Annotated in this window: 24 protein-coding genes; 18 read left to right on the forward strand and 6 right to left on the reverse strand. The window is 63.8% G+C overall.

The window, feature by feature from the left end; translation table 11 throughout:
* Positions 1-236 precede the first annotated feature (236 nt).
* From NCS67_RS20500 to NCS67_RS20510, 3 genes are all read left to right on the forward strand, one after another.
* A complete protein-coding gene (locus NCS67_RS20500; RefSeq protein WP_250436328.1) occupies positions 237-1,700 on the forward strand; it encodes a DUF1254 domain-containing protein in 1,464 nt (487 codons plus the stop codon).
* 157 nt (positions 1,701-1,857) lie between these two features.
* Positions 1,858-5,544 (forward strand): DUF748 domain-containing protein, encoded by a 3,687-nt coding sequence (locus NCS67_RS20505; RefSeq protein ID WP_250436329.1) that lies wholly within the window; start codon positions 1,858-1,860, stop codon positions 5,542-5,544.
* A gap of 93 nt (positions 5,545-5,637) precedes the next feature.
* Positions 5,638-6,075: a DUF29 domain-containing protein gene (locus NCS67_RS20510; protein ID WP_175982964.1), complete on the forward strand. Its 438-nt coding sequence runs from the start codon at positions 5,638-5,640 to the stop codon at positions 6,073-6,075.
* Between the two features lie 21 nt (positions 6,076-6,096).
* Here NCS67_RS20510 and NCS67_RS20515 read toward each other — a convergent pair whose 3' ends face one another.
* The 3 genes from NCS67_RS20515 to NCS67_RS20525 form a co-directional block, all read right to left on the reverse strand.
* Positions 6,097-7,686, reverse strand: coding sequence for a DHA2 family efflux MFS transporter permease subunit (locus tag NCS67_RS20515; RefSeq protein WP_008354125.1), 1,590 nt, complete (start codon positions 7,684-7,686; stop codon positions 6,097-6,099).
* 94 nt (positions 7,687-7,780) lie between these two features.
* Positions 7,781-8,563, reverse strand: coding sequence for an ABC transporter substrate-binding protein (locus tag NCS67_RS20520; RefSeq protein ID WP_008354124.1), 783 nt, complete (start codon positions 8,561-8,563; stop codon positions 7,781-7,783).
* 22 nt (positions 8,564-8,585) lie between these two features.
* Positions 8,586-9,740: a methionine aminotransferase gene (locus NCS67_RS20525; protein ID WP_008354122.1), complete on the reverse strand. Its 1,155-nt coding sequence runs from the start codon at positions 9,738-9,740 to the stop codon at positions 8,586-8,588.
* Between the two features lie 130 nt (positions 9,741-9,870).
* Here NCS67_RS20525 and NCS67_RS20530 point away from each other — a divergent pair, with 130 nt between their 5' ends.
* The 5 genes from NCS67_RS20530 to NCS67_RS20550 all read left to right on the forward strand — a co-directional run bounded on the left by NCS67_RS20530 (position 9,871) and on the right by NCS67_RS20550 (position 14,100).
* Positions 9,871-10,782 carry a LysR substrate-binding domain-containing protein gene (locus tag NCS67_RS20530; RefSeq protein WP_034473137.1) on the forward strand — a complete coding sequence of 304 codons (912 nt, stop codon included), beginning with the start codon at positions 9,871-9,873 and terminating at the stop codon, positions 10,780-10,782.
* 254 nt (positions 10,783-11,036) lie between these two features.
* Positions 11,037-12,521: a sensor histidine kinase gene (locus NCS67_RS20535; protein WP_250436330.1), complete on the forward strand. Its 1,485-nt coding sequence runs from the start codon at positions 11,037-11,039 to the stop codon at positions 12,519-12,521.
* The gene (locus NCS67_RS20540; protein WP_008354119.1) at positions 12,518-13,189 is read left to right on the forward strand and encodes a response regulator; all 672 of its coding nucleotides are present in this window, start codon (positions 12,518-12,520) and stop codon (positions 13,187-13,189) included. Before NCS67_RS20535 ends, NCS67_RS20540 begins: the two co-directional genes overlap by 4 nt.
* Positions 13,190-13,404: 215 nt before the next feature.
* The gene (locus tag NCS67_RS20545) at positions 13,405-13,620 is read left to right on the forward strand and encodes a hypothetical protein (protein ID WP_008354118.1); all 216 of its coding nucleotides are present in this window, start codon (positions 13,405-13,407) and stop codon (positions 13,618-13,620) included.
* A 21-nt stretch (positions 13,621-13,641) separates the two neighbouring features.
* A complete protein-coding gene (locus NCS67_RS20550) occupies positions 13,642-14,100 on the forward strand; it encodes a hypothetical protein (RefSeq protein WP_051079078.1) in 459 nt (152 codons plus the stop codon).
* A 36-nt stretch (positions 14,101-14,136) separates the two neighbouring features.
* On the opposite strand, the gene NCS67_RS20555 is transcribed toward NCS67_RS20550, so the two are convergent.
* Positions 14,137-15,291: a branched-chain amino acid ABC transporter substrate-binding protein gene (locus NCS67_RS20555; protein ID WP_008354116.1), complete on the reverse strand. Its 1,155-nt coding sequence runs from the start codon at positions 15,289-15,291 to the stop codon at positions 14,137-14,139.
* On the opposite strand from NCS67_RS20555, the gene NCS67_RS20560 reads away from it, so the two are divergent.
* The 4 genes from NCS67_RS20560 to NCS67_RS20575 all read left to right on the forward strand — a co-directional run bounded on the left by NCS67_RS20560 (position 15,264) and on the right by NCS67_RS20575 (position 18,005).
* On the forward strand, positions 15,264-15,548 hold the full coding sequence (locus tag NCS67_RS20560; protein WP_175982935.1) for a hypothetical protein: 285 nt from the start codon (positions 15,264-15,266) through the stop codon (positions 15,546-15,548). The genes NCS67_RS20555 and NCS67_RS20560 overlap by 28 nt on opposite strands.
* Positions 15,549-15,580: 32 nt before the next feature.
* Entirely contained in the window at positions 15,581-16,009 is a 429-nt protein-coding gene (locus NCS67_RS20565; RefSeq protein ID WP_033536665.1) for a MarR family winged helix-turn-helix transcriptional regulator, read from the forward strand.
* An 81-nt stretch (positions 16,010-16,090) separates the two neighbouring features.
* Complete coding sequence (locus NCS67_RS20570) at positions 16,091-16,798, forward strand: SDR family oxidoreductase (RefSeq protein ID WP_033536683.1); 708 nt, start codon at positions 16,091-16,093, stop codon at positions 16,796-16,798.
* Between the two features lie 13 nt (positions 16,799-16,811).
* Positions 16,812-18,005: a thiolase family protein gene (locus NCS67_RS20575; protein WP_175982936.1), complete on the forward strand. Its 1,194-nt coding sequence runs from the start codon at positions 16,812-16,814 to the stop codon at positions 18,003-18,005.
* 9 nt (positions 18,006-18,014) lie between these two features.
* On the opposite strand, the gene NCS67_RS20580 is transcribed toward NCS67_RS20575, so the two are convergent.
* The gene (locus tag NCS67_RS20580; RefSeq protein WP_008354111.1) at positions 18,015-18,431 is read right to left on the reverse strand and encodes a YciI family protein; all 417 of its coding nucleotides are present in this window, start codon (positions 18,429-18,431) and stop codon (positions 18,015-18,017) included.
* Positions 18,432-18,624: 193 nt separating this feature from the next.
* Between NCS67_RS20580 and NCS67_RS20585 the strand changes: the two genes are divergently transcribed.
* Genes NCS67_RS20585 through NCS67_RS20610 form a run of 6 tightly spaced genes read left to right on the forward strand, consistent with a single transcriptional unit; the run spans position 18,625 to position 25,356 of the window.
* Entirely contained in the window at positions 18,625-19,644 is a 1,020-nt protein-coding gene (locus tag NCS67_RS20585; protein ID WP_250436331.1) for a LacI family DNA-binding transcriptional regulator, read from the forward strand.
* Positions 19,645-19,646: 2 nt separating this feature from the next.
* Entirely contained in the window at positions 19,647-21,134 is a 1,488-nt protein-coding gene (locus tag NCS67_RS20590; RefSeq protein ID WP_250436332.1) for a sugar ABC transporter ATP-binding protein, read from the forward strand.
* Positions 21,115-22,131 carry an ABC transporter permease gene (locus NCS67_RS20595; RefSeq protein ID WP_008354108.1) on the forward strand — a complete coding sequence of 339 codons (1,017 nt, stop codon included), beginning with the start codon at positions 21,115-21,117 and terminating at the stop codon, positions 22,129-22,131. The genes NCS67_RS20590 and NCS67_RS20595 overlap by 20 nt, the downstream gene beginning before the upstream one ends.
* A 25-nt stretch (positions 22,132-22,156) precedes the next feature.
* Positions 22,157-23,122 carry a substrate-binding domain-containing protein gene (locus NCS67_RS20600; protein WP_175982940.1) on the forward strand — a complete coding sequence of 322 codons (966 nt, stop codon included), beginning with the start codon at positions 22,157-22,159 and terminating at the stop codon, positions 23,120-23,122.
* A gap of 45 nt (positions 23,123-23,167) precedes the next feature.
* Positions 23,168-24,235: a sugar phosphate isomerase/epimerase family protein gene (locus tag NCS67_RS20605; RefSeq protein WP_250436333.1), complete on the forward strand. Its 1,068-nt coding sequence runs from the start codon at positions 23,168-23,170 to the stop codon at positions 24,233-24,235.
* A complete protein-coding gene (locus tag NCS67_RS20610; protein ID WP_008354104.1) occupies positions 24,232-25,356 on the forward strand; it encodes a Gfo/Idh/MocA family protein in 1,125 nt (374 codons plus the stop codon). Before NCS67_RS20605 ends, NCS67_RS20610 begins: the two co-directional genes overlap by 4 nt.
* Before the next feature lie 145 nt (positions 25,357-25,501).
* Here the strand turns inward: NCS67_RS20610 and gnd are convergent, their stop codons facing one another.
* Positions 25,502-26,908 carry an NADP-dependent phosphogluconate dehydrogenase gene (gnd, locus tag NCS67_RS20615; RefSeq protein ID WP_008354103.1) on the reverse strand — a complete coding sequence of 469 codons (1,407 nt, stop codon included), beginning with the start codon at positions 26,906-26,908 and terminating at the stop codon, positions 25,502-25,504.
* Between the last annotated feature and the right edge of the window lie 46 nt (positions 26,909-26,954).

Here is a 26,954-nt window from a genome sequence, read left to right on the forward strand (position 1 = left end):
ATTCAGTGCTTTTGACCGGCATCTGGTGCATTCTTCGGCATGCCGCAGCGCTTTTGCTGACTTAATCTTGCCTATCGTCAGCGGATAAGTTAAAACCCGAATTTCGAGATAACGCTCGTGGCGCGCCGCGCGGGGAGTGGCAGCGGCGCCGATACGCTTCCGGGCGTGCCGCGCATCGCTCCTACGAAGATGCGTGCGAGAACCCAAATCGAAAGAAGAACTGGATTTCCATTCGAATGAAGAACAAGCGACGCTGGACGTTTCCGCTCAACACCGCAATCTGGATGAGCGTGAGTCTCGCCGGCATGGCGGTCCTTTCGGGCTGTGCGACCAAGCAGCCCGAAGCCAAGGCGACCAGCACGGGCTGGGTGAAGAATCAGGTCGCCGATGCCTATACCTTCGGCTTTCCGCTCGTCGCGTCGGATATCGCGCGCGAACGCGCCAGCGGCCGCGCCGGGCAGCCCGGCCAGACGCCGCTCAACACCTTCCGTCACGCGAGCGCGCTGCCGCCCGCCGGCGCGCCGGGCTGGGCGAGCGTCGACACGCTCGAATCGTCGGCATGGCTCGATGTGTCCGCCGATCCGGTGATCGTCACGCTGCCCGCCGCGCCGCGCGGCCGCTATCTCGACGCCCGCGCGTTCGATGCGTGGACCAACGCGCTCTATTCCAGCGCCGACACGACGCCCTATCCGAAGATGCAGCTCATCGCGTTCGTGCCCGCTGGCTGGACCGGCACGCTGCCCGCGAACGCGACGCGCGTCGAAACGCGCACACGTTACGTGTGGCTTTCGGTGCGCGTGCGCGTGAACGGCGCGCGCGACGTGCGCGAAGCGCGCAAGCTGCAGACCGCGATGCGAATCGACACGCTGACGCCCGCGAAAGGCTCCGCCGCCGATCCGACGCCGGTCGTCTCCGGCGCGTGGCCCGCGAACGGCGCGAAGCAACCTGCGGTGCCGCCGCTGCCATCCGCGCTGGCGACGATCGCGCCGGGCGCGCAGGCCGAAGCGCTCGATGCGAACGCGTTCTTCGCGCGCCTCGCCCGCTCGCTCGACGACAATCCCGCCGCCACCGACGACAGTCACGCGATCAGCCAGCTCGCCGATCTCGGCGTGAAGCCGGGCGAGCCGGTGCAGTTCAAGAAGACCGACGCACCGCTGCTCGATTCCGGTCTCGCCGATGCACGCGAGCGGCTCGAGACGACGCCGCCCAACGCGATCACGAAGAACGGTTGGACCTGGTTCGGCGATGGCGTCGGCGTCTACGGTACGGATTACACGTTGCGCGCCTATCTTGCGCGCCGGCAGACCGCGACGAGCACGAAGGAAGGCGAAGTGAAGCCGGTGACGCACGTGGACAGCGAAGGCCACGCACTCGACGGCGCGAACGCGTACACGCTGCACTTCGAGCCCGAGCAACTGCCGCCGGTGCGCGGCTTCTGGACCCTGACCGCCTACACGAAGGACGGGGCGCTCTCGGATGCGAAACTGCCGCGGCTCTCGCTTTCCGATCGCGACCGGCTGAAGAAGAATCGCGATGGCTCCATCGACGTGATCGTGTCGGCGAAGTCGCCGGGCCGCGCGCAGACAGCGAATTGGCTGCCCGCGCCCGAAGGCCAGTTCCAGCTCACGATGCGTCTTTATGCGCCCAAGCCGCAGGCGAGCGACGGCTCGTGGGCGCCGCCGTCAGTCGAACGGCAGTGATTCCGCTGCGCGCAAACAGTTGAATCGAACATGAAGGCCGCGATTTTTTCGCGGCCTTCATGCGTTTGACGCACGCTTTGGCGAACGTTTGCGGGTCGCATCGTCGTATACTCGAACATCATCTTTCCGGGGACGGCGGCTCGTCGTCGCGCATCGAATGTCGAGCATCACGAAGTCTTCTCTCGCCTCCGCCGGGCAGACGCTGCGCGGCGTCGTTCACGCGCGGCGCACGCGGCGCTTTTTCATCGGCTTGCTGATCGCGATACTCGTTATCGGCGTGCTCGGGTTCTTCGTCGCGCCGCCGGTTATCCGACATATCGCCGAGCAACAGCTCGCAAAGCAGCTCGACCGGCCCGTCAGCATCAGGCGTATTTGGCTCAATCCGTACACGCTCGATTTGGAAGCCGATGACGTCCATATCGGCGAATCGCCCGCGAATCTCGCGAAGGCGCCGGGCGCGGCGGCCGGTTTTGTCGATGTGTCGAGGCTCGTCGTGCGTACGTCGTGGGCGTCGGTGTTCAAACTCGCGCCGGTCGTCAACGAACTGAAGATCGATTCGCCGCGTATCAGCGTCGTGCGTTTCGACGGCGAGCATTTCAATTTCTCCGATCTGATCGCGAAGTTCGCGAAGCCATCGTCGCCGCCTTCGGACAAGCCTGCGCGCTTCTCGGTATCGAACATTCAGCTCGAAAACGGCCAGATCACGTTCGATGACAGGCTTCTGAGAACGAAGCACGTCGTCGACCGTTTCGCGCTCGGCATTCCGTTCATCGCGACGCTGCCGTCCGCCACCGATATCTTCGTGACGCCGCTGTTGCAGGCCCGCATCGACGGCTCGCCGCTCGTCGTGAAGGGTCGCACGAAGCCGTTTGCGCAGTCGCGCGAATCGGAAATCGCGCTCACGCTCGACGGCCTCGACGTGCCGCAGATGGCGTCTTACGCGCCGGCGTCGGTGCCGGTCGCGGTGAAGAGCGGCAAGCTCTCGACCGATCTCAACGTGCGCTTCGCGATCTCGGGCGATACCCCGACGATCCGCATCGACGGCACCGCCGAGCTCGCCGATCTCGCGGTGACGGACAAGGCGAGCGCGCCGCTCGTCGCGGCCCGCGCGCTGCACGTGAAGATCGCGAATGCCGAGCCGCTGCGCGATGTCTATCACCTCGACGAAGTGACGCTGTCCAATCCGGATGTCCATCTCGCGCGCGATTCGACGGGTCAACTGAACGTGCAGAAGCTGGCCGGTCCCGCGCCGAAGCCTTCAGCGGAGGAAGTCAAGAAGGAAGCGCCGCCGCTCGATCTGGCGATTCGCCACCTCGCGATTGAAGACGGCCGGATCGCGCTCGACGACCAGTTGCTCAAACAGCGTGTTGAGGCCGCGTTGACCGGCTTCGCCGTGACGCTCGACGATTTCTCGACGCTTGCCAAAACGCCCGCGAAATACACGCTCAAGACGGCATTCGACAAGGGCGGCGCGCTCGATGCATCGGGCAACGTGACGCTCGCCACGAAAACGGCGGACGCAAAGCTCGCGCTGAGCGCGTTGGCGCTGCCGCCGTTGCAGCCGTATCTGGCGAACATGGTGGCCGCGCGCGTGACGAGCGGCACGCTCGGCGCGAATCTGCCGGTGTCGGTCGACTGGAGCAAGGCGGATGGCGGCGTGCAAATCGGCGCGGGCGATGTGAAGGTCGATGCGCTCACGCTCGCGCCCGACGCGGGCGGCGGCGCGCCGATCAAGCTGGCGTCGGCGACGGCGAAGATCGCCAAGGTCGATGTGTCCGCGCGCAACGCGACGCTCGACAGCGTGCAATTGAACGGCCTCGCGCTCGATGCGACGCGCCGCAAGGACGGCAGCATCGATCTGGCCGCGCTCGCCGCGCCGCACGAAGCCGCGCCCGAGCAGTCGGCGACGCGCAGGATCCAGAAGGCGCAGGCGGCGGGGCCGGCGTGGCGGTATCGGATCGGCGAGATCGCGCTCGCCGATGCATCGGCGAATATCACCGATGAAACCACGACGAAGCCGGTCAAGCTGCGCGTCGCGCCGCTCGCGCTCAACGTCAGGCAGTTCGGCGACGATTTGACGAAACCGCTCGCCGTCGACGGCAAGCTGACGCTGAACGGCAAGGGGGCGCTCGCGATTGGCGGCAACGTCACGGTGTCGCCGCTCAAGCTCGCGTTGCACGTCAAGGGCGATCAGGTCGACGCCTCCGCGTTCGAGCCGTATTTCGGCGACATGCTCAACATCGACGTGACGAGCGCGTATCTGAACGCGAACGGCGACGTCGCGATGTCGGGCAGCGGCAAGACGCTCGCGGCGTCCTATAAGGGCGACGTGTCGCTGACGGACGTACGCATGCTCGACAAGGCGACCTCCGACCGCTTCGCCGGCTGGAAGCTGCTCTCGCTCTCGAACGTGAAGGCGGACTACAGCGAGCGCGGCACCGATGTCGAAGCGGCGCGCGTGACCTTCGCCAAGTTCTACGGTCGGGTGCTGCTCGACGCGCAGGGCAGGTTGAACCTCAAGAGCGTCGTGGCCGGCGACAACGGCCCGCAATCGGTGACGCGCGACCGTGCGAAGGAAGAGGGCGCGTCCGCGCCGGCCGCTGCGAGCGCGACGGTGCCGGTGAAGACGGCGGCGAAGCCGTCGGGGCCGCCGGTCAACATGCGCTTCGGCCAGCTCGTGCTGCAGGACGGCCGCGTCACTTACACCGATAACTTCATCAAGCCGAACTACACTGCGAATCTCGTTGCGATCAACGGGACGATCGGCGCGTTCGGCACGCATTCGACCACGTCCGCGCCCGTCGACGTGTCGGCGAAACTCGCGGCGAACGGGCCGGTGTCGATCAAGGGGCAAGTGAATCCGCTCATCGAGAAACCCGCGCTCGATCTGACCGCGAGCGCGCATGGCGTCGAGCTGACGAATCTGACGCCGTATTCGTCGAAGTACGCGGGTTATCCGATCACGAAGGGCAAGCTCAACGTCGATCTGCATTACATGCTCGCCGACAACAAGCTCACGGCGAACAATCACTTGTTCATCGATCAGTTGACGTTCGGCGATCACGTCGACAATCCGACGGCGACGAAGCTGCCGGTGCGGCTCGCGGTGTCGCTGCTGAAGAATTCGCGCGGCGAGATCGATGTCAATATTCCGATTTCCGGCTCGCTGGACAATCCCGAGTTTTCGATCGGTGGGCTCGTGTGGCAGGCTATCGTGAATCTGGTGCAGAAGGCGGTGACCGCGCCGTTCACGCTGCTCGCGCATGCGTTCAGCGGCGGCGGCGGCGAGGATCTCAACTACATCGAATTCGATGCGGGCTCGGCCACGCTGAACGATGCCGCGCAGAAGAAGCTCGATACGATCGCGAAGGCGCTGGCGGACAAGCCGTCGGTGCGCTTGGACGTGACGGGCCGCGTCGATCCGAAGACGGACGAGCCGGCGTTGCGTTCCGCGTGGCTCGATCAACAGGTGAAGCGCGCGAAGGTGCGCGACATGTCGAGCAATGGCGAGAACGTCGACTGGAACGCGATCAAGGTGACGGACGCGGACTACGACAAGTATCTGACGAAGGCGTACAAGTCGGCCGATTTCAAGAAGCCGACGAACTTCATCGGCATGACGAAGTCGGTGCCCGATGACGACATGAAAGCCGCGCTCACGAAGAACGCACCGGTCGACGAAGGATCGTTGCGCGATCTGGCGCAGCGTCGCGCGCAGGCGGTGCAGGAATATTTCGACGGGAAAATCGACAGCAAACGGATTTTCGTCGTCGCGCCGAAGTTGAACGCGGACGACATCAAGGACAAGGGCGCGGGTTCGCGCGTCGAACTGGGGCTGAAGTGACGAGCGTTGGCCAAACGGACGATCTGGATGAACAAAGGAATGCAAACTAATATCGGCGACACCGGGAACGATGAAGAGAACGGGAGTCAGCCGATGGGAACGCCTTATGAGAAGGACGTGGTGGCGTGGGCCTGGGAACAGGCGGCGCTGCTGCGTGCGGGGAAATTTGCGTCCATCGATATCGAGCATATCGCTGAGGAAATCGAGGACGTGGGGAAGAGTGAACAGCGGGAATTTGCAAGCAGGATGGCGATCTTGCTGGCGCATTTGCTGAAGTGGCAGTTTCAGCCGGAGCGGCGTGGCGCAAGCTGGCAAACCACGATTCGGGTGCAGCGGGAGGCAATCGGACGTCGATTGAAGAGAACGCCGAGTCTCAAGCCCATGCTTACCGAGGAGGACTGGATCGCCGATATGTGGGGCGATGCGCGGGAACAGGCGGCGAATGAAACCCGTATCGAAGTCGATACGTTTCCCGCAAGCTGTCCATGGCCGATGTCGTCAGTGCTGGAGGAGGGCTTTCTGCCCGAATAGCACCCGGGGCGCGAGCATCATTCAATGCGCCCCCGACGCCGCCCCGCCACCCCCGCCCTTCGCCACCTTCGTAATCCAGATCAGCGGAATGATCAGAATGAAGATCACCGCCGAGATCAGAAAGATATCGTTGAGTCCCATCATCGCGGCTTGCGAGTTGACGGTGAAATTGAACATGCCGCGCGCCTGCGCTTCACTCACGTCGAGCGTCGATTGCGATAGCCCGAGCGACTGCAAAAACGCCGGATTGTAGACATTCGCCTGCTCGGTGAGCCGCTCGTGATGCAGCGCGATGCGGTTGTCCCACGCATTGCCCGCGAGCGACGTTCCTACCGCGCCGCAAAACACCCGCGCGAAATTCGACAGCCCCGCCGCCGCGGGAATCTTCGACGGCGGCAAGCCCGATAGCACGATCGCCGTGAGCGGCACGAAGAACATCGCCATCGGAATGCCTTGCAGCAGCGTCGGCAAGACGAGATGCCACGTATCGATCTCGATCACGTACTTCGAGCGCAGCCAGAACACGAACGCGAAGCCGACGAACGCCGCCGTCGCGATGATGCGCGCGTCGCTGCGCGGCAGCACCTTGCCCATGATCGGCGCGAGGATCACGGCGAAAATGCCGAGCGGCGCGGTGACGAGCCCGGCGTCGATCGACCGGTAATTCAGATACTGCTGCATCCATTGCGGCAGCAACACGAGATTGCCGAAGAACACGCCGTACGCGACCGAAATCGCCACCGTGCCGCCGAAGAAATTGCGCCCGGCAAAAAGCCGCAAATCGACGACGGGATTCTTGTCGGTCAGCTCCCACACGACGAAGAACGCGAACGCGATCACCGCGACGATCGCCAGCACGACGATCAGCGGCGACGAGAACCAGTCGAGATCGCGGCCCTTGTCGAGCATGATCTGCAGCGAAGCGACCCACGAGACGAGCAGCAGGAGACCGATCACGTCGATCGGCGCCTTGCGCGTCGGCGATTCGCGGTCGCGGTAGATGATCCACGTCACGCCCGCCGCGAAGATGCCCACCGGAATGTTGATATAGAAGATCCACGACCACGAATAGCTGTCCGTGATCCAGCCGCCGAGCGCGGGACCGGCGATCGGGCCGACGGTCGCGGTCATCGCCCACAGCGAGAGCGCCATCGACGCCTTCTCTTTCGGATACGAGCCGAGCAGGATCGCCTGCGACAGCGGAATCAGCGGCCCGGCCACCGCGCCCTGCAACACGCGCGCGAAGAGCAGCACCGGCAGATTCGGCGCGAGCCCGCACAGCCACGACGACAGCACGAACATCAGGATCGCGCCGACGAAAAGACGCACCTGCCCGAGCCGCTGCGTGAGCCAGCCGGTCAGCGGAATGGAGACGGCGTTCGACGCCGCGAACACGGTGATGACCCACGTGCCCTCGTTGACGGACACGCCGAGATTGCCGGAGATCGTCGGGATCGCGACATTGGCGATCGACGAATCCAGCACGTTCATGAACGTCGCGAGCGCCACCGCGAAGGTGGCGAGAACGAGCTTGCCGCCTTCGAGCGGCGGCGGCGCGGACGGTGAGGGTGACGGTGCGGCGGCGGGTTTGGGCGTCGTCGGCGTGCTCATGCGGCTTCCATGCTTGCGGCCGCCAGCTTGCAAGACGCGGCTGGCGGCCGGAAAAGATCAAGCCGCCAGTGTGCCTGCGCTCAAAAAAAGCTGCTTACTTCGCCGAAATATCGATATCGCCCAGATACTTCTTTGCGTACTTGTCGATGGTGCCGTCCGCCTTGACCTTCTCGATCGCCGCGTTGAGCTTGGTCTTGAGCGCATCGTCGCCCTTGCGGATGCCATAGGCGATGCCGCTGCCGAGAATTTTGTCGTCGCGCACGGGCGCACCGGCGAACGCGAAGCCTTCGCCGTCCGGCTTCGACAGGAAGCCGCTCTGTCCCGCGGGCGCGAGCACGAGCGTCGCGTCGAGACGGCCGGACTTCAGATCGGCGTAGACCTGGTTCTGATCCTGATACGGCACGACCTTCACGCCGTCGTTTTCCCAGTGCGCCTTCGCGAACGTCTCCTGAATCGAGCCTTGCAGCACGCCGACGCTCTTGCCCTTCAGCGATGCCGACGTCGGCTCGATGCCGCTGCCCTTCTTCGCGATGAGCTGCGTCGGCACGCGATACACGACCGTCGTGAAATCGATCGCCTGGCGGCGCTGCTCGGTCGCGTTCATCGCCGAGTTGATCGCGTCGAACTTGCGGCCCTGCAGCGCGGGGATCAGGCCGTCGAACGAGGTCTCGACCCATTTGCACTGCATTTTCGCGGCGGCGCACACGGCATTGCCGACGTCGATGTCGAGCCCTTGCAGCTCGCCCGTCGACGATTTCGATTCGAACGGCGGATATTGCGCTTCGAGGCCGAAGCGCAGCGTATCGGCGGCAAGCGCGGCGCCGCTCGTGAACGTGCATGCGAGGAACAGCGCGCTGGCGATGTGGTTCAGTTTCATCGTGTTGGTCTCCAGGAAATCGTCAGATCGAGCAAAGGCGGCGCGCGCCTTCGATGAGCGTGTCGTCGTCCTTCGCGAACGAAAGACGGATCACGCGGTTGTCGGTGCCGTCGGTATAGAACGCCGACAGCGGAATCGTCGCGACGCGCGCTTCGCGAATCAGGCGCAGCACGAAATCGCTGTCGCCTTGATCGGAAATCGCGTCGTAACGCGCCAGCATGAAGAAGCTGCCCGCACTCGGCAACAACTCGAAGCGCGATGCTTTCAGCGATTCTGCGAGCAGATCGCGCTTGTGCTGATAGAACGGCCCGAGATTCAGATAGCTCGATTCATCCGCGAGCGCTTCGGCGAAGGCCATTTGCATCGGCGTATCGGCGGAGAAGGTCATGAACTGATGAATCTTGCGGATTTCCGCCGTCAGCGCGGCGGGCGCGAGACAGTAGCCGACGCGCCAGCCCGTTACGTGATACGACTTGCCGAACGACGACACGATGACGCTGCGCTCGGCCAGCGCCGGATAACGCGCCATGCCGTGATGCAGCGCGCCGTCGAAGACGACGTGCTCGTAGACTTCGTCCGACAGCACGATGATCTTCGTGTCGCGCGTGAGCGCCGCGAGCCGCTCGACGTCGGCGGATGTGAACGCGCTGCCCGTCGGGTTGTGCGGCGTGTTGACGAGGATCATGCGCGTCTTCGGCGTGATCGCGGCGGCGACCTCGTCCCAGTCGATGCGGAAATCCTGCGGCGAGAGCTTGATCGCGACGGGCTTCGCGCCCTGCAACTGCACGATCGGCGCGTAACTGTCGAACGATGGTTCGAAGTAAATCACTTCGTCGCCGGGATGCACGAGCGCGCTGATCGTCGCGTACAGGCCTTCGCTCGCGCTCGCGACGACGGTGACTTCCGTGCCCGGATCGTAGGTTGCGCCGTAGAGCTTCTGCGTTTTCACGGCGATGGCTTCGCGAAGCGCGAGCACGCCGGACATCGGCGAGTACTGGTTATGTCCTGCCCGCATGGCTCGCTCGACGCCTTCGATGAGCTTCGAATCGCACGCGAAGTTCGGCGCGCCTTGCGACAGGTTGAGCGCGTGATGCTCGTCGGCCAACTGGCCGATGACGGTAAAAATGGTCGTGCCGACGTTCGGCAGCTTCGACTCGGGAATGCAGGCGCTTTGCACGGCGGATGTCTCCGGAATTGCGGTTCGACGAAAATCTGCCGTCGATTCAACCGCAGCAATAAAGCGCGGACAATCGAAACTTTGTCATACTAGCCATGCTTGCAGATCATGGCTACATGTCAAAAACCCGATGAAACCCCTGCCTTCCCTCGACGTGCTCAAAACCTTTCTGGTGGTGGCGCAGAAACTGAATTTCACGCGCGCGGCCGAGGTGCTGAACGTGACGCAGGGCGCGGTCAGCCGTCAGATCGCCGGGCTGGAGGCGCATCTCGGTTATGCGCTTTTCACGCGGCAGGCGCGCGGGCTCGCGCTCACGCATCACGGCGCGTTGCTGGTCGCGCCGTTGCAGCAGGCGTTCGGACAGATCGACGATGCCCTCGCGAAAGGCGGCGCGCAATCCGGCATTCTGCGCGTGAAGTGCCCGACCTGCGCGATGCGCTGGGTGCTGCCGCGCGTGATCCGCCTGCAGAACGAGCGGCCCGAACTGGTCGTGGAAGTGACGGCGTCGGTGGCGCATGGCGTCGAATTCAGCGCGGAGCAGTTCGACGCAGCGATCGTCTTCGGCGCGGCGCCGTCGGGGAAGGGCGCGAGCGTGCATCATCTTTTCGATGAAGTGCTGACGCCGGTTTGCGCGCCTGAATTGTGGAAGCCTAAGAAGAACGCCTCGCCAACACCCGACGATCTCGCCGGGAAAACGCTGCTGCATCCCACGCGCGACCGCCGCGACTGGCTACTGTGGCTCGGCGCTTACGGTTACGCCGGCCTGCCGTCGACGAAAGCGCAGCATTTCGACACGCTCGATCTGGCGATTTCGTCGGCGATGCAGGGTTTGGGCGTGACGATCGGCGACCTCTCGCTGATCGAAGAAGACCTGCGCGCCAGGCGCGTCATCGCGCCGTTTTCGCTGTGCGTGCCGAGCGGCGCGGCGTACTACCTCGTGTATCCGGAGCGGCCCGCGCCGTCGCCCGCGTTGCAGCAGTTCGCGCAATGGCTTGCCGATGAGGCGGCGCACACGCGTGAAAATCTTCGTCGCAATCTTTGATCCGCTGCGGGTTATGGGTTAAGCACATTCTGCAGAACGTAGAACTATTCCTAAACGGCCGATGTTTGAGTTTCTTCGACTCATGGAAACTCCGTATTCAGAATAGGAATCTGCGAAAGAACTGCGAAGGATTCGACCCACTACAATCCGCACACAAAAGATGACAGGCTGCGACAGCCGCCGCCTGCGAACAGACGGAGATGCCTGGGTGCGACTCAGATCCTTCGCTTCATACGGCCCGAGCGCGAGTGCCTATGCCCGGGCGTGAAATCAACCGACACTGGCAATCCGGCGAAGCCACGTCTGCCGACAATCTGAAACGTCCGCTGCGGCCGGCGCGCGCGCGGTTCGCGAGATGCGGACGGACGAGCCTGCGCATACGCCTGCTTCTTTGGCTGCTCGCGCCGCTCGCCCTTTTCGTGCTGATTACATCGATCGCTTCTTACGATTCCGCGTGCCGCACGGCGGACATGATGGAGGACGCGGCGCTCCTTGCCTCCGCACGGACCATCGGCGATGGCATCGAGTGGTCCGATCGCGAACTCACCGTCAAGATCGTGCCAGCGGCCCTCGAAATGTTCGAGTCGCCATATCGGGATCGCGTGTATTACAAGGTCGTCGCCGAACGCGGCCGATTGCTCGGCGGCAGGCCGGAGCTTCCGATGCCCGAGCGCGAAAGCTCACATCCCGTTTATTTCGACGCCGAGTTCGAGGGTACGAAGGTTCGCGCCATCTCTTATCCGCGTTTTCTGTTCGATGACGGCAAGGCGGTGGCGGCGCGGGTCATCGTCGCCAAGACGCGGGCTTCGCGGCATGCCATGCGCGATCAGCTATGGCGCCCGCAGTTGCTGCGCGCATGCGTGATGCTCGCGCTGGTCGCCGCGCTCGTTCCGCTCGGTCTCGCGGCCGCGCTCCGTCCGCTGATGCGCCTCAAGGACGACCTCGCCGGGCGCTCGCCGCTGGAAATCGATCCGATGCGCGCGCAAGCTTTGCCACGCGAACTCCGGCCGATCGTCGACGCCCTCAATCAATGCATCGCGCAAGTCAGGCATCACGCGCGGACACAGCGCGATTTCGTGTCCGATGCGGCGCATCAGCTCAGCACGCCGCTCACGCTTCTCGACACTCAGATCCAATACGCTTGCCTGAACTGCGGCGGCGAGCGCGCATGCGAGATCGCGCTCAAGAGCGCGGGCCGGAGCATGAAAAAGATGAAAGCCGTAACGAAGCAACTGCTGATGCTCGCGCAGGCAGAGTCCACGCCCGAACCCATACGAACGATGACGGACATGACGGATGTCGTCGAGTCCGTGCTCGAAGAACTGATCGTGCTGGCGCAGCGGCGTGATATCGACCTTGGCGCAGAAACCGAACCGGGCACGATGGTGGCGGGCAACGCGGCGCTGCTGTCCGCGCTCGTGTCGAACCTCGTCGACAACGCCATTCGCTACACGCAGCCGGGCGGGCGCGTCACCGTGATCGTCAGGCGTTCGCACGAGCAGGTTCTGTTGCAGGTGGTCGACAACGGTCCGGGGCTTTCCGCCGAGGCACGCGCGCATGTGTTCGAGCGCTTCTATCGCGCGTCTGCTTTTACCGATGGCACCGGGCTCGGGCTGCCGATCGTGCGGGAGATCGCGCTGCGCCACGGCGGCACCGTCACGCTCGGGGCGGGCTACGCGCGTGCAGGATTGTCCGTGTCGGTCAGGCTGCCCGCATGGTCCGGCGGGGACATCCGATGAAGCTGCTGCTCGTCGAAGACAACGCCGAGCTGGCGCACTGGATCGTGAGTCTGTTGAAGGCGGATTCTTTCATCGTCGATCATGTGCCGAACGCGGAATGCGCCACGTCGATCCTCAATCAATGCACCTACGATGTCGTGTTGCTGGACATGCGCCTGCCCGCGATGAGCGGCAAGGAACTGCTCGGACGGCTGCGGCGCCGCGGCGACACCGTGCCCGTACTGATGCTGACCGCGCACGGATCGATCGAGGACAAGGTGGAATGCTTCGCAGCGGGCGCGGACGATTTCGTCGTCAAGCCTTTCGATGCGCGTGAACTGGTGGCCCGCATCAAGGCTCTGGTGCGTCGTCAGAGCGCGCAGAAAGCCGTCGCGCTGATGTGCGGCGATCTCCGGTATGCATTCGCCACGCGCGAGTTCAGCTATCGGGGCGCGCCCATTTCGCTGCGACGTCGCGAGCACGCGATTCTCGAAGCGCTGATCCTGCGGCAGGACAAGACCGTGTCGAAGTCGATGCTGATGGAATGCATCTTCAGTCTCGACGATGTCGCCAGCGCCGATGCCATCGACATCTATATTCATCGCTTGCGCAAGCGGCTGGCCGAAACGAACGCGCAGATCATGACGTTGCGCGGTCTCGGCTATATCCTGCGCGCACGCGAAGAATGATCGATGTGTGCGCTCGGTGACAATACTTAGATATGCGTAGCACGCGCGATAGCGCCGTGAAAGATTCGAGCGGCTAGGATGCGTTTCATGTTCCGCGACAAGCGCGAATGATGCGCTGACCGGAACAGTCGGACGTCATGTGCGCGTGAATCGCGTTTCACTTCTTGACATGGCGCGCCGGACCATTGCGACCACTATCGGGGGTGCATGAAGTTATGTCGATCAACATTCTGGTTGTTGCTTTCCTGCTCGCAGCGGCGGTCATGCTGTGCTGTTCGATCGTGGAGTACGTCGCGGTCTTGAGAATCATCCGGGACGACGCGCCCTTGCCGCAGACGCCGCGCGGACCGCTGGCGAAATCCGACCGGTTCTTCTGTCTCAGCGCGCTTCTGTGTTTCGTTTCGCTGGCTTGTCTTCTGCTTGTCGATTGAACGCCACGAGGAGTCGAGACGATGTCGAACACGAAAATACGAAGGCTCCCGAAACCGTCGCGAGACCGGAACGCCAGAATCTACTGGCTGCCGATGCCGCGCGTCGAGGCGGACAAAGTCATCCTTCAATGCCGGATCGCACTCGAATCGGTCAAGCGTGGCCGGGCGAGTCTGATCGAGGCGCAGTGCATCGCGCAGGCCGTGCTGCTGTCTGGACTCTTGACCGAGGCGGGCTTCGGCATTCTGGACCGCGCGACGCTCGATGAAGTGCAGGGCGACGTGCTCGCGTTGCTCGACCGCGGCCTGACGGTCGGCGACTGGCGCCTTCCCGCGACTGCGGTGCCGCGGCTCACTGCGGTGATCAACGAGCACGACCGGCAGATGAGAGAAGTGCGTCTTTCAGCGGTCATCGAATGCAACGAGCATCTCGAACGTTTCATCGCGACGTTGCCGCGCCCGAGCGATTCGCCCACGCATTGAAACGCTTCGCGCGGGCGGCCGCGCGAAGCGTTTCGATCACATGCCGTGCTTCGTCACGACCGATTCCCACTGCCCGTTCTTCACCTGATACAGCGTCGACGATGCGTTCTTCAACGCGCCGTTGTCGTCGAACGCGATCGGCCCCGTGATGCCGTCGAACTTGTTGGTCTTCAGCACCGGCCGGTACACGTTCGGATCGATGGAATTGGCTTTCTGCATCGCGTTGATCGCGGCCCACGCGGCGTCGTAGCCGAACGGCGCATACGACAGGATCGCGACGCCGAAGCGCTTCTGGAACTTCTCGCTGAATGCCTTGCCTTCGGGCAGCTTGTCGAGCGGGCTGCCGTATTCCCACGCCTGCGCGCCCTCGGCGGCGTCGCCGGCGAGCTTGAGGAAATCCGCGTCCATCACGCCGCCGCCGCCCACGAACTGCGCGTTCATGCCGAGCTGCTTCATCCGCTTGACGACCGCCGCCGCCTGCCGGTCGAGGCCGCCGAAGAAGATCAGATCCGCGTTGGTCGACTTGATGCGCGTCAGTTGCGCGCTGAAATCGACGGTCTGATTGTCGCTGTATTCGCGCGTAACGATCGTGCCGCCTTTCGCCTTCACCGCCTTCTCGAACTCGTCGGCCTCGCCCTGACCGAAGGCCGTGCGATCGTCGATGATCGCGATGCGCTTCGCCTTGGTCGTCGTCACCGCGTAGACGCCGGCGTTGCCCGCGTTCTGCGCGTCGCTGGAAATCACCGTGAACATGTTCGCGAGGCCGCGCGTCGTGATGGTCGGATTGGTCGCGGCGGGATCGATCGTCGGGATGCCGGCGTTGTTGTAGATCGGCGATGCGGGCAGCGTCGTGCCCGAATTGAAGTGTCCGACGACGACGACCACGCCATCGTCGACGAGCTTCTGCGCCGCCTGCACGCCGACGCGCGGATCGGCCTGATCGTCTTCCGCGCGGATCTCGAACTTGGCCGTCTTGCCACCGATCGTGATCTTTTTCGCGTTGGCTTCATCGAGCGCGAGCTGCACGCCGTTCTGGAGATCCTTCCCGTAACCCGCGTTCGCGCCGGTCAGCGGCGCGGCGAAACCCACTTTCACCGGAAGTTCGTCGGCGCTCGCGGCAAAAGGCACGGCGCCGAGCGTGGCCGCGGCGCACGCCACGAGCCATGCCAAAGGTCTGGTACGGAAGCGCATGGTTTTCCCTCTCCTTTTTGATCTGGCAAATCGAAATCGAATGGAACGCCCTGGCATCGGACAAGCGAAATGTAGGGAGCCAATTTCGGCGCGTCTTGGTGTTTAGTCGCGCGTCCGATGCGGATTTCGGCATAGGCCCGATACGCCGCGATCTCAACCCCATGGCGGCTTCGGGCGTTTCGCCGACGCGCCGCGCGCGACGATTCCCGACCATCCGCGAGACGCTGCTATCGGGCCGATTGAATCCCGCCGCTTGACAAAGTGCATATGCACAAATATTCTGCGTGGCATGACTTCCAACTCTTCTCCTCTCGACTGCAACTGTTTTGCGATCCGTCAGGCGGCGCGTTATGTGTCGCAAATGTACGAGCGGCATTTGAGCGTAGCGGGCATCACGGCGGCGCAGTTCACGATTCTCGCGGCGATCGGGCGCAAGCCCGGCGTGCAGATGCTCGAACTCGCCGATTCGATGGTGATGGACCGCACGACGCTCGTGCGTGCGCTCAAGCCCTTGCAGCGCGACGGTCTCGTCGAAGCGGCGCAGGAATCGGCGAGTTCGCGCGCCGTCGGCTTGCGTCTCACGGCAACCGGCAAGGAAACGCTCGTGAAGGCAGCGGCGCAATGGCGCGCGGCGCAGGCGGAATTCGAAACGAAGTTCGGCGAGAAACGCGCGAAGGCATTGCGCCAGTCGCTGTTCGAATTGACGACGATGGAGTGAGTTGATCAAGCGCTGGCTCGCCGCGTGCGAGCCTTTTATTCATCGGCATTAGTGCATGTGCACAATAAAGCGGAGCAGATCATGCAGGTCAAAGGAAAAGTGGTACTCGTCACCGGCGCCAATCGCGGGCTCGGCAAGCAATTTGCGAAGTCGTTGATCGAAGCGGGCGCGGCGAAGGTTTATGCGGCCGCGCGCGATCCGAAGAGCGTCGACATTCCGGGCGTCGAAGCGATCCGCCTCGACGTGACGAACGCCGCCGACATCGCGGAAGCAGCGGCGACCTACACCGACGTCCAAGTGATCGTCAACAACGCGGGCGTGACGACGCGCGGCTTGCTCGTCGATCCGGCATCGACGCAAGGCATTCGCGATCTGCTCGAAATCAACACGTTCGGCCCCATCGCGCTCACGCAGGCATTCGCGCCCGTGCTGAAGAAGAACGGCGGCGGCGCGGTCATCAACGTTCTTTCGGTGCTGAGCTGGGTCTCGTTGCCGGCGGGTGGCGCGTATCACATCTCGAAGGCGGCGGCGTGGGCGGCTACGAACGCCCTGCGCGAGGAATTGCGCGAGCAGGGCACGCTCGTCGTGGCGGCGCATCCCGGTTACATCGATACCGACATGACCGCGCAAGTCACCGCGCCGAAATCGACGCCGGAACATGTCGTGCGCGAAGTGCTCGCGGCGGTGGAGAAGAATCAGGAAGAAGTGCTCGTCGATGACACCGGGCGCGCGGTCAAGCAATCGCTGTCGACCGACGCCCCCATCTACCTCACCGGCATTCCGCGCTGATCGGAGGCTCGCCATGTTTGCGCAGGACATCGTGTTGTGTCATCCGGTGCGTACGGCGATCGGCGCGTTCGGCGGCTCGCTGAAGGACACGCCGGCCGTCGATCTGGGCGCGGCCGTCATCGCGGAAACGTTGCGGCGCGCGGGTTCGGCGCTCGATCCGTCATCGGTGGATTCGGTCGTGTTCGGCAACGTCATTCAGGCGGGCAACCGCATGAATCCGGCGCGACAGGCGTCGGTCGGCGGCGGCGTGCCGGTTTCCGTGCCCGCGCTGACGGTCAATCGCGTGTGCGGCTCCGGCGCGCAGGCCGTGGCGACGGCGGCGACGGAAATCGCGGCGGGCGTCTCGCGTCTTGCCATCGCGGGCGGCATGGAGAACATGGACCGCGCGCCGTATCTGCTCGATGGCGGTCGTCGCGGTTATCGCATGGGCAACGCGCAGATCTACGACAGCCTGCTGCGCGACGGTCTCGTCGATGCGTTCTCGGGCGAGCATTCGGGCTGGCACACGGAAGATCTCGTGTCGAAGTTCGATATCACGCGCGAGGCGCAGGATCGCTGGGCCGAGCGCTCGCAGCAGTCGTTTGCGGCGGCGCAGAAGGACGGCGCGTTCGATGCGGAAATCGTCGGCGTCGATGTGAAGGCGGGCAAGGAAACCGTTGCGTTTGCGCGCGATGAGCAGCCGCGTCCCGACACGAATTTCGCGGCGCTGGCGAAATTGCGTCCGGCATTCCGTCCCAACGGCACGATTACGGCCGGCAATGCGCCGGGGCTGAACAGCGGCGCATCGGCGATGATCGTGACGAGCCGCAACGAAGCGGACGCGCGCGGCATCGAACCGTTCGTGCGCCTGGCGGCGTTCGGCGTCGCGGCCGTCGAGCCGGGGATGTTCGGGCTCGGTCCGGTGCCCGCCGTGCAGCAGGCGTTGCAGCGCGCGGGATGGACGCTCGGCGATGTCGAGCGCTTCGAGATCAACGAAGCGTTCGCGGCGGTGCCGATCGCGGTGGCGCGAACGCTCGGCGTGCCCGACGACATCGTCAACGTCGAAGGCGGCGCGATCGCGCACGGTCATCCGATCGGCGCGACGGGCGCCGTGCTGACGACGCGCCTCGCCCACGCGATGCGCCGCGACGGCGTGAAGCGCGCGATCGTGACGCTGTGCATCGGCGGCGGGCAGGGCATCGCGCTCGCGCTGGAAGCGATCGCGTAGGCGTTCGCGTCAGCGCTTCGCGTTCTTCTGCATGTCATCGAAACCCGCCGCGGCTTGCTGCACGTCCGGCGGGAAATCGTCCATCTCCATGACCTGCCGCACTTCGATCATCTCCGTATCCGATCCGGGGCAACGCTTCGCCCATTCGATCGCTTCCTCGCGCGACTTCACCTGGACCATCCAGTAGCCGCCGAGCACTTCCTTCGCTTCGGCGAACGGTCCGTCGATGACGCGCGGCTTGCCGCCTTCGAACGTGACGCGCGCGCCCATCGACGGCGGATGCAGTCCGTCGAGCGCGAGCAGCACGCCGGCCTTCTGCAATTCCTCGTTGTATTTCATCATCGCGGCGACGGCTTCGGCGCTCGGCATCGTGCCCGGTTCGGCGCTTTCGTAGCCGCGCGGAATCATCAGCATCATGAATCGCATGTGGATCGCTCCTTGAAGTTGGTGTATTTATCGAGCGTCTTCGGTACGCTCACACCTAACGACGAGCAACATGACACGAGATCGACATGCCCGCCCTTAAGCGTTTTTCCCTAGTCGATTGCTGTTGCCTTCGCGACCCGTAAGATCAAATAATGTAATCCATTACATCTCGATCGCGACGCGCGGCAAAGCGATGTCAGATACGGTTCGACCCCGCGAAGAAGTATCGATTGCCGACGTCGCTGAACGCGCGGGCGTGTCGGTCGCGACCGTATCGCGCGTGCTCAACGGACACACGAACGTTCGCGAGACGACGCGCGAAAAAGTGCTCGAAGCGGTCGCGACGAGCGGCTATCGCATCAACGAGCTGGCGCGCAATCTGCGCACGGCCGAAAGCCGCCTGCTCCTCACGATGGTCCCCGACTTCGGCAATCCGTTCTATGCGGCGATCGTGCGCGGCATCGACAGCGTCGCGCGTCAGAACGGCTACTTCATGCTGCTGTGCGATACCGGCGCGGACCCGTTGCGCGAGCGAAGCTATTTCGATCTGCTGCGCGGCCGCCGCGCCGATGGCGCCATCTGTCTCGATCCCGCCGCCGTGCAAAAAGCGCTCGCCGAAGAAGCGTCGACGCTGCCGTGGGTCGCGTGCTGCGAGTTCGATCCGGCGGCGGGCGTGCCGTACGTCGGCATCGACAATCATCTCGCCGCGGGCGATGTCGTGCGTTATCTGACGGCGAAGGGGCATCGGCGCATTGCGCTCATCAACTCGGGTCAGGGTTATCTGTATGGACGACAGCGGCTCGCGGGCTATCGCGATGCGTTGATCGAAGCCGGCATCGAGCCGCGCGCGGAGTGGCTGATCGAACTCGACAGCCTCGATTACGACGCGGGCGAGCGCGCGGCCGCGCAACTCGCATCGTTGGGCGATTCGCGTCCGACGGCCGCCTTCGCCGTGTCGGACACGCTCGCCATCGGCGTGATGAACGGCTTTCGCGGCGCGGGCTTTTCAGTGCCCGACGATGTCGCTGTCGTCGGCTTCGACGATATCGCCGTTGCCGCGCATGTCGATCCGCCGCTCACGACCGTTTCGCAGCCGATGCAACTGCTCGGCGAAACCGCAGCCGACCTGCTGCTCAAGCGCCTGCGCGACCCGCGCGCGGATGTGCCGGGCGTGCTGCTGCCGCATCGGCTGATTCAAAGAAGGAGCGCGTGACGATGAGCCTCGCCGTGCGCTTTCAGGGCATCGAAAAGCAGTTCGGGCCGGTGCGCGTGCTGCACGGCGTCAGCTTCGATCTCGCGCCGGGCCGCATCTACGGATTGCTCGGCGAGAACGGCGCGGGCAAGTCCACGCTGATGAAGATTCTCGCGGGCTACGAGCGTGCGAACGCGGGCGAGCTTTTCGTCGATGAACGCGCGCGCGACTTCACGAGTTCGCGCGATGCCGAACATGCCGGCATCGTGCTGATCCATCAGGAATTGAATCTCGCGGATCATTTGAGCATCACGCAGAACATGTTCCTCGGGCACGAGCTGAAGAAAGGCTTCTTCCTCGATGAAGCCGCGATGCGCGACGATGCCCGCGCCGCGTTGAACGACGTCGGCCTGCACAAGAATCCCGATACGAAGGTGCGCGATCTGATCGTCGCGGAGAAGCAGCTCGTCGAGATCGCGAAGGCGATGTTGCGCAGCGCGCGCCTGCTCATCATGGACGAACCGACCGCGACGTTGACGCCATCGGAGACGCAGCGTCTCTTCGGCCTGATGGCGCGTCTGAAGGAAGCGGGCACGACCATCGTCTATATCTCGCACAAGCTCGACGAAGTGGAACGCGTGACCGACGAAGTGATCGTGATGCGCGATGGCCGCTTCGTCGCGCGCGCGCCGACCGACGAGCTGACGCGTCAGCAGATGGCCAATCTGATGGTCGGCCGCGAAGTCTCCGACATGTTCCCCGACAAGCCGCCGTTGTCCGACGACGCGCCGGTCGCGTTCGAAGTCGAAGGCGCATCGGTGCCGGGCTGGGCCGACGGCATCGGCTTTTCGGTGCGCAAGGGCGAAGTGTTCGGCTTCGCGGGACTCGTCGGCGCGGGGCGCACGGAGCTGTTCGAAGCGCTCGTCGGCCTGCGTCCGCTCTGTGCGGGGCGCGTCGTCATCGACGGAAAAACGGTCAAGCTCAAAGGCCCGCGCGAAGCGATGCAGCAAGGCCTCACTTATCTGAGCGAAGACAGAAAGGGGCGCGGCCTTCACGTCGACATGGCGCTGAAAGACAATCTCACGATGATGACGCTGGAGCGCTACGCGCATCCGCTCATCGATACGCGCGCGGAACGCGAAGCCCTGAACGCGGCGGTGAAGGACTTCGGCATACGCACCGGCAACGCGTCGATACGCGCGCGCATGCTGTCGGGCGGCAATCAGCAGAAGCTCGCGCTCGCGAAGTTCCTGAATCCCGATCCGCGCGTGATCGTGCTCGACGAACCCACGCGCGGCGTCGATGTCGGCGCGAAACGCGATATCTATTTCCTGATTCATCGGCTGGCCGCGGAAGGCCGCGCGGTGATCGTGATCTCGTCCGAACTGATCGAGCTGATCGGCTTGTGTCATCGCGTCGCGGTGATGCGCGCGGGCGAACTCGTCGCGACACTCGGCATGGATCTTTTGACCGAAGAGAGGTTGATCGCGCATGCGACCGGCACACACTGAAGACACCGAAAGCGAGAGCCGTCTCTCCACCGTCGCGCGCTTCATGTTCGGCGTCGGGCCGCTCATCGGGCTGATCGCGCTGTGTATCGGCGGCACCTTGCTCAACGGCGATTTCGCCACCGTCGACAACGCGATGAACGTGCTCACGCGCACGTCGTTCATTGGCATCATCGCGGTGGGGATGACCTTCGTCATCATCTCGGGCGGAATCGATCTGTCGGTCGGTTCGATGGCCGCGCTCATCGCGGGCAGCATGATCTACATGATGAACGCGCTGATGCAGGGCTTTCACGGCCACGCGGTGCCGCCGCTTCTGATCATCGCGCTCGGCATCGTGCTCGCGCTCGTGCTCGGCGCGCTGTTCGGCTTCGCGCATGGCGTGCTCGTGACGAAAGGGCGCATCGAGCCGTTCATCGTCACGCTCGGCACGCTCGGCATATTTCGCGCGCTGCTCACATGGCTCGCGGATGGCGGCGCGCTCACGCTCGACAACTCGCTCGTCGATCTTTACGGGCCGGTTTATTACGCGAGTCTGCTGCATGTTCCGGTGCCGATCTGGGTGTTCGCGATCGTGGCGGCGGGCGGTGCGCTCGTGCTCAATCGCACGGTGTACGGGCGTCATGTGCAGGCAATCGGATCGAACGAACAGGTCGCGCGTTATGCGGCGATTCGCGTGGATCGTGTGAAGATCGTCACGTATGTGCTGCTCGGCTTATGCGTGGCCGTCGCGACGATTCTGTATGTGCCGCGCTTAGGCTCCGCCACGCCGACGACGGGCCTCCTGTGGGAACTCGAAGCGATCGCGTCCGTCGTGGTCGGCGGCACGGCGCTGAAGGGCGGCGAAGGGCGCGTGATCGGCACGGTCATCGGCGCGATTCTGCTTTCGGTCATCAACAACATTTTGAATCTCACGAGCATCATCAGCGTGTATCTGAATGCGGCGGTGCAGGGCGCCGTCATCATCCTCGTAGCATTCCTGCAGCGCGGTCGTCGTTGATAGTCATAAAACAGGAGACATCGTCATGAAGAAAATGCTTCGCGCGCTCGGCGCGCTCACGTTGACGGCGAGCGCGTTCGCCGCTGCATCGTCGTCCGCATTCGCCGCCGACAAGGTCGTGCTGGGCGTCGCCATTCCGACCGCCGATCACGGCTTCACGGGCGGCATCGTGTGGTGGGCCAACGAAGCGAAGAAGGAACTGGAAAAGGCGCATCCCGACCTGAAGGTGATCGTGAAGACGGCGAGCACCGCGCCCGAGCAGGCGAACCAGTTGCAGGATTTGGTCACGGTCAACAAGATCAATGCGCTCGTGATCTTCCCGCAGGAATCGGCGTCGCTCACGCAACCGGTCGCGCAGGTCAAGAAGAAAGGCGTGTATGTGACGGTGGTCGATCGCGGCCTGACCGACACGAGCGCGCAGGACGCGTACGTCGCCGGCGACAACACCGCTTTCGGCAAGATTCCCGCCGAGTTTCTCGCGAAGCAGTTGAACGGCAAGGGCGATATCGTCGCGCTGCGCGGCATTCCGACGACACTCGACAACGAGCGCTGGAACGCCTTCGAAGGCGTGCTGAAGCAATATCCCGACATCAAGATTCTCGATGCGAAATACGCCAACTGGAATCGCGACGATGCGTTCAAGGTAATGCAGGACTATCTCACGCGCTTCAAGCATATCGACGCCGTGTGGGCCGCGGATGACGACATGATGGTCGGCGTGCTGAAGGCGATCGATCAGGCGAAGCGCACGGACATCAAGATCGTGTTCGGCGGCGCGGGATCGAAGGAAGCGGTGAAGCGCATCATGGACGGCGATGCGCGCGTGCCGGCCGATGTCTCGTATTCGCCGAAGTTCATCTACGACGCGATCAAGCTGACCGCCGACGCGCGCCTGAAGGGCGACAAGCTGCCGCCGACGACGATCATCCCGTCGGTGCTCATCACGAAGGACAACGCCAAGCAGTTCTATTTCCCGAACTCGCCGTTCTGACGCGCGAAGGCCGTTCATCCGGCCTTCTTTTTGTGGAGGCGAAAGATGAAAACCATCAAAGGCCCGGCGATATTTCTCGCACAGTTCATGGGCGATCAGGCGCCGTTCGATACGCTCGCGAATCTCGCGTCGTGGGCGGCGTCGCTCGGTTACAAGGGCATACAGGTGCCTGCCGATCCGCGTCTGATCGATCTGGAGAAGGCCGCATCGAGCGATGCGTATTGCGATGAGATTCGCCGCACCGTCGACGATGCGGGCGTCGCGATCACCGAGTTGTCGACGCATCTGCAAGGACAACTGGTCGCCGTGCATCCCGCATACGACACGCTGTTCGATGGCTTCGCCGCGCCGCATGTGCGGGGCGATCCGGCCGCGCGGACCGAATGGGCGATCGCGCAAATGAAGCTCGCGGCGGCGGCGTCGAAGCGTCTCGGCTTGAACGCGCACGTGACGTTTTCGGGCGCGCTCGCGTGGCCGTATGTGTATCCGTGGCCGCAGCGTCCGGCGGGTCTCGTCGAAGCCGCGTTCGAAGAGCTTGCGAACCGCTGGCGTCCGATTCTCGACGAGTTCGATCGCGCGGGCATCGACGTGTGTTACGAGCTTCATCCTGGCGAAGACCTGCATGACGGCGTGACGTTCGAGCGTTTTCTCGCGGCGGTGGACGATCATCCGCGCGCGAACATCCTGTTCGATCCGAGCCACTTCATGTTGCAGCAGCTCGACTACCTTGCGTTCATCGACATCTATCACGCGCGCATCAAGGCGTTTCACGTAAAGGACGCCGAGTTCCGGCCGAACGGGAAACAGGGCGTGTACGGCGGCTATTCCGGATGGGTCGATCGCGCCGGACGCTTCCGTTCGCTGGGCGATGGCCAGATCGACTTCAAGGCGATCTTCTCGAAGATGGCGCAATACGATTTCGGCGGCTGGGCCGTGCTCGAATGGGAATGCGCGCTGAAGCATCCGGAAGACGGCGCGCGCGAAGGCGCGGTGTTCATCCGCGATCACATCATCCGCGTGGCCGAGCGCGCCTTCGATGACTTCGCGGGCAGCGGCGCGAGCCGCGAGCAGATGCGCGGCGTGCTCGGCATCGATTCCGGAGACAAGCGATGAATCGCGTGCGGTTGGGGATGGTCGGCGGCGGCGAGGGCGCGTTCATCGGCGCGGTGCATCGCATTGCGGCGCGGCTCGACGATCGCTATGAACTCGTCGCGGGCGCGTTGTCGTCGGATGCGCGGCGCGCGGCATCGAGCGCCGCGGCGATCGGGCTCGCGCGCAGCTACGACGATTTTCGCGAGATGGCGCGCATCGAGGCTGGACGCTCGGACGGCATCGAGGCGGTCGCGATCGTCACGCCGAATCATCTGCATGCGCCGATCGCGACCGCTTTTCTCGAAGCGGGCATTCATGTGATTTGCGACAAGCCGCTCGCCGTTTCGCTCGATGAAGGCGAGGCGCTGGCGAAGCTCGCGCGCGAGAAGGATCGCGTGTTCGCGGTGACTTATACCTACACGGGTTATCCGCTCGTGCGGCATGCGCGCGGAATGGTGCAGCGCGGCTTGCTCGGCGACATTCGCGTGGTGCAGGTCGAGTATGCGCAGGACTGGCTGTCTCTTCCTGTCGAGACGCAGGCGAACCGGCAGGCCGTATGGCGCACCGATCCCGCGCTCGCTGGACCGGCGGGATGTCTCGGCGATATCGGCACGCACGCGTATCAGCTTGCGGAATACGTGACGGGGATGCGGCCATCCGAGCTTGCCGCCGATGTGACGACGTTCGTGCCGAATCGTCGTGTCGACGATCATGTGCAGGCGATGTTGCGCTACGAGAACGGCGCGCGTGGCATGTTGTGGGCGAGTCAGGTCGCGGCCGGCGAGGAGAACGCGTTGCGATTGCGCGTGTATGGGACGAAGGCGGGCATTGCGTTCGATCAGCAGAAGCCGAACGAATTGTGGTTCACGCCGATAGGCGGCGCGTCCGAGCGCATCACGCGCGGGCGCGTGCAAAGTCCTGAAGCGCTGCACGCGACGCGCGTGCCGGCGGGACATCCGGAAGGGTATCTGGAAGCGTTCGCGCAGGTTTATACGGATGCGGCGGCGTGTATCGCGAGCGGGACGACGCAGGGGGATGACTGGCTGACGACCGTCGAGGATGGGGTCGCCGGGTTGCGGTTCGTGGAGGCGGTTTTGAGGAGTGGGGGGCGGAATGGGGAGTGGGTGGGGCTGAAGAATTAGTCGAATACCCACTTTCTTCGCCTTCAGCCGAAATGCGCGCCAAACGCTCGATTGCGAATCGAAGGTTTCGCAGCTTGGCTGCAAGAAAAAACGCGGCTTCCAAAGGAAGCCGCGTCTCATGCTCTCGATCTGTTCAGTCAGATCCTCACGCCCAATTCGCGTGAAAACTCCCTTCCTTATCCGTGCGTTCGAACGTATGCGCGCCGAAGAAATCGCGCTGCGCCTGCACCAGGTTCGCGGGCAACCTCTCCGACCGATACGCATCGAAGTAAGCAATCGCCGACGAGAACGCCGGCACCGGAATCCCCGCCTTCACGGCCGCCACGACGACATCGCGCAGCGCTTCCTGATACTTCGCCGCGATATCGCTGAAATACGGATCGAGCAACAGATTCGCGAGGTCGGGCTTCGCAGCATAAGCATCGGTGATCTTCTGCAAAAAGCGCGCGCGGATGATGCAGCCCGCCCGGAAAATCTTCGCGATCTCGCCGTAATGCAGATCCCACTTGTACTCTTCCGACGCCGCGCGCAACTGCGCAAAACCTTGCGCATACGAGACGATCTTCGACAGATACAACGCACGCCGCACCGACTCGACGAACGCCGCGCGATCGCCGTCGAACTTCGGCGTCGGGCCTGCCAGCACCTTGCTCGCCGCCACACGCTGCGTCTTCAGCGACGACAGCACGCGCGCAAACACCGCTTCCGTAATCAAAGGCAGCGGCGCGCCGAGGTCCAGCGCGTTCTGGCTCGTCCACTTGCCCGTGCCCTTTTGCGCGGCGCGGTCGAGAATCACATCGACGAGATCCTTGCCGGTTTCCTCGTCCTTCTTCGAGAAAATCTTCGACGTGATTTCGATCAGGTAACTATCCAGTTCGCCCTGATTCCACTCCACATACACCTTGCCCAGCTCTTCGTTCGACAGACCGGCGACGCGCTTGAGCACGTCATAGCTCTCGGCGATCAACTGCATGTCGCCGTATTCGATGCCGTTGTGCACCATCTTCACGAAATGGCCCGCGCCGTCCGGGCCCATGTACGCGACGCACGGCTCGCCGTCCGGCGCCTTCGCGGCGATTTCCGTGAGGATCGGCGCGACGAGTTCGTACGCTTCCTTCTGTCCGCCCGGCATGATCGACGGGCCTTTGAGCGCGCCTTCCTCGCCGCCCGACACGCCCGTGCCGATGAAATGCAGCCCCGACTTCGCGAGATCCTGATTGCGGCGGATCGTGTCGGTGAAATGCGTGTTGCCGCCGTCGATGAGAATGTCGCCCTTTTCCAGCAGCGGACGCAGCGAAGCGATGGTCTCGTCGGTGCCGGCGCCGGCCTTCACCATCATCAGAATGCGGCGCGGCTTTTCGAGCGACTCGACGAACTCTTCGAGCGTGTAGGTCGGCACGAGCTTCTTGTCGGGATGTTCGGCAATCAGTTCGTCGGTTTTGGCGCGGCTGCGGTTGAATACCGAAACGGCGTGGCCGCGGCTCTCGATGTTCAAGGCCAGGTTGCGGCCCATGACGGCGAGGCCTACCACGCCGATAGCTTGCTTGCTCATTGCTTGATCTCCGAATGACCGAAGCGTCGCGCGGCTCGTGGCGCGC

The organism is Caballeronia sp. ATUFL_F2_KS9A (genome assembly GCF_023630765.1).
GTDB classification, from domain to species: domain Bacteria; phylum Pseudomonadota; class Gammaproteobacteria; order Burkholderiales; family Burkholderiaceae; genus Caballeronia; species Caballeronia zhejiangensis.

Bases quoted from the DNA above. Each gene is read 5' to 3' on its own strand.
- NCS67_RS20610 (WP_008354104.1), top strand. From the start codon at position 24,232: ATGAATCGCGTGCGGTTGGGGATGGTCGGCGGCGGCGAGGGCGCGTTC.
- NCS67_RS20605 (WP_250436333.1), top strand. From the start codon at position 23,168: ATGAAAACCATCAAAGGCCCGGCGATATTTCTCGCACAGTTCATGGGC.
- NCS67_RS20570 (WP_033536683.1), top strand. From the start codon at position 16,091: ATGCAGGTCAAAGGAAAAGTGGTACTCGTCACCGGCGCCAATCGCGGG.
- NCS67_RS20530 (WP_034473137.1), top strand. From the start codon at position 9,871: ATGAAACCCCTGCCTTCCCTCGACGTGCTCAAAACCTTTCTGGTGGTG.
- NCS67_RS20565 (WP_033536665.1), top strand. From the start codon at position 15,581: ATGACTTCCAACTCTTCTCCTCTCGACTGCAACTGTTTTGCGATCCGT.
- NCS67_RS20540 (WP_008354119.1), top strand. From the start codon at position 12,518: ATGAAGCTGCTGCTCGTCGAAGACAACGCCGAGCTGGCGCACTGGATC.
- NCS67_RS20545 (WP_008354118.1), top strand. From the start codon at position 13,405: ATGTCGATCAACATTCTGGTTGTTGCTTTCCTGCTCGCAGCGGCGGTC.
- NCS67_RS20580 (WP_008354111.1), bottom strand. From the start codon at position 18,431: ATGCGATTCATGATGCTGATGATTCCGCGCGGCTACGAAAGCGCCGAA.
- NCS67_RS20505 (WP_250436329.1), top strand. From the start codon at position 1,858: ATGTCGAGCATCACGAAGTCTTCTCTCGCCTCCGCCGGGCAGACGCTG.
- NCS67_RS20535 (WP_250436330.1), top strand. From the start codon at position 11,037: ATGCCCGGGCGTGAAATCAACCGACACTGGCAATCCGGCGAAGCCACG.
- NCS67_RS20560 (WP_175982935.1), top strand. From the start codon at position 15,264: ATGCCAAAGGTCTGGTACGGAAGCGCATGGTTTTCCCTCTCCTTTTTG.
- NCS67_RS20585 (WP_250436331.1), top strand. From the start codon at position 18,625: ATGTCAGATACGGTTCGACCCCGCGAAGAAGTATCGATTGCCGACGTC.
- NCS67_RS20600 (WP_175982940.1), top strand. From the start codon at position 22,157: ATGAAGAAAATGCTTCGCGCGCTCGGCGCGCTCACGTTGACGGCGAGC.
- NCS67_RS20595 (WP_008354108.1), top strand. From the start codon at position 21,115: ATGCGACCGGCACACACTGAAGACACCGAAAGCGAGAGCCGTCTCTCC.
- NCS67_RS20590 (WP_250436332.1), top strand. From the start codon at position 19,647: ATGAGCCTCGCCGTGCGCTTTCAGGGCATCGAAAAGCAGTTCGGGCCG.
- NCS67_RS20550 (WP_051079078.1), top strand. From the start codon at position 13,642: ATGTCGAACACGAAAATACGAAGGCTCCCGAAACCGTCGCGAGACCGG.
- NCS67_RS20575 (WP_175982936.1), top strand. From the start codon at position 16,812: ATGTTTGCGCAGGACATCGTGTTGTGTCATCCGGTGCGTACGGCGATC.
- gnd (WP_008354103.1), bottom strand. From the start codon at position 26,908: ATGAGCAAGCAAGCTATCGGCGTGGTAGGCCTCGCCGTCATGGGCCGC.
- NCS67_RS20510 (WP_175982964.1), top strand. From the start codon at position 5,638: ATGGGAACGCCTTATGAGAAGGACGTGGTGGCGTGGGCCTGGGAACAG.
- NCS67_RS20555 (WP_008354116.1), bottom strand. From the start codon at position 15,291: ATGCGCTTCCGTACCAGACCTTTGGCATGGCTCGTGGCGTGCGCCGCG.
- NCS67_RS20500 (WP_250436328.1), top strand. From the start codon at position 237: ATGAAGAACAAGCGACGCTGGACGTTTCCGCTCAACACCGCAATCTGG.
- NCS67_RS20520 (WP_008354124.1), bottom strand. From the start codon at position 8,563: ATGAAACTGAACCACATCGCCAGCGCGCTGTTCCTCGCATGCACGTTC.
- NCS67_RS20515 (WP_008354125.1), bottom strand. From the start codon at position 7,686: ATGAGCACGCCGACGACGCCCAAACCCGCCGCCGCACCGTCACCCTCA.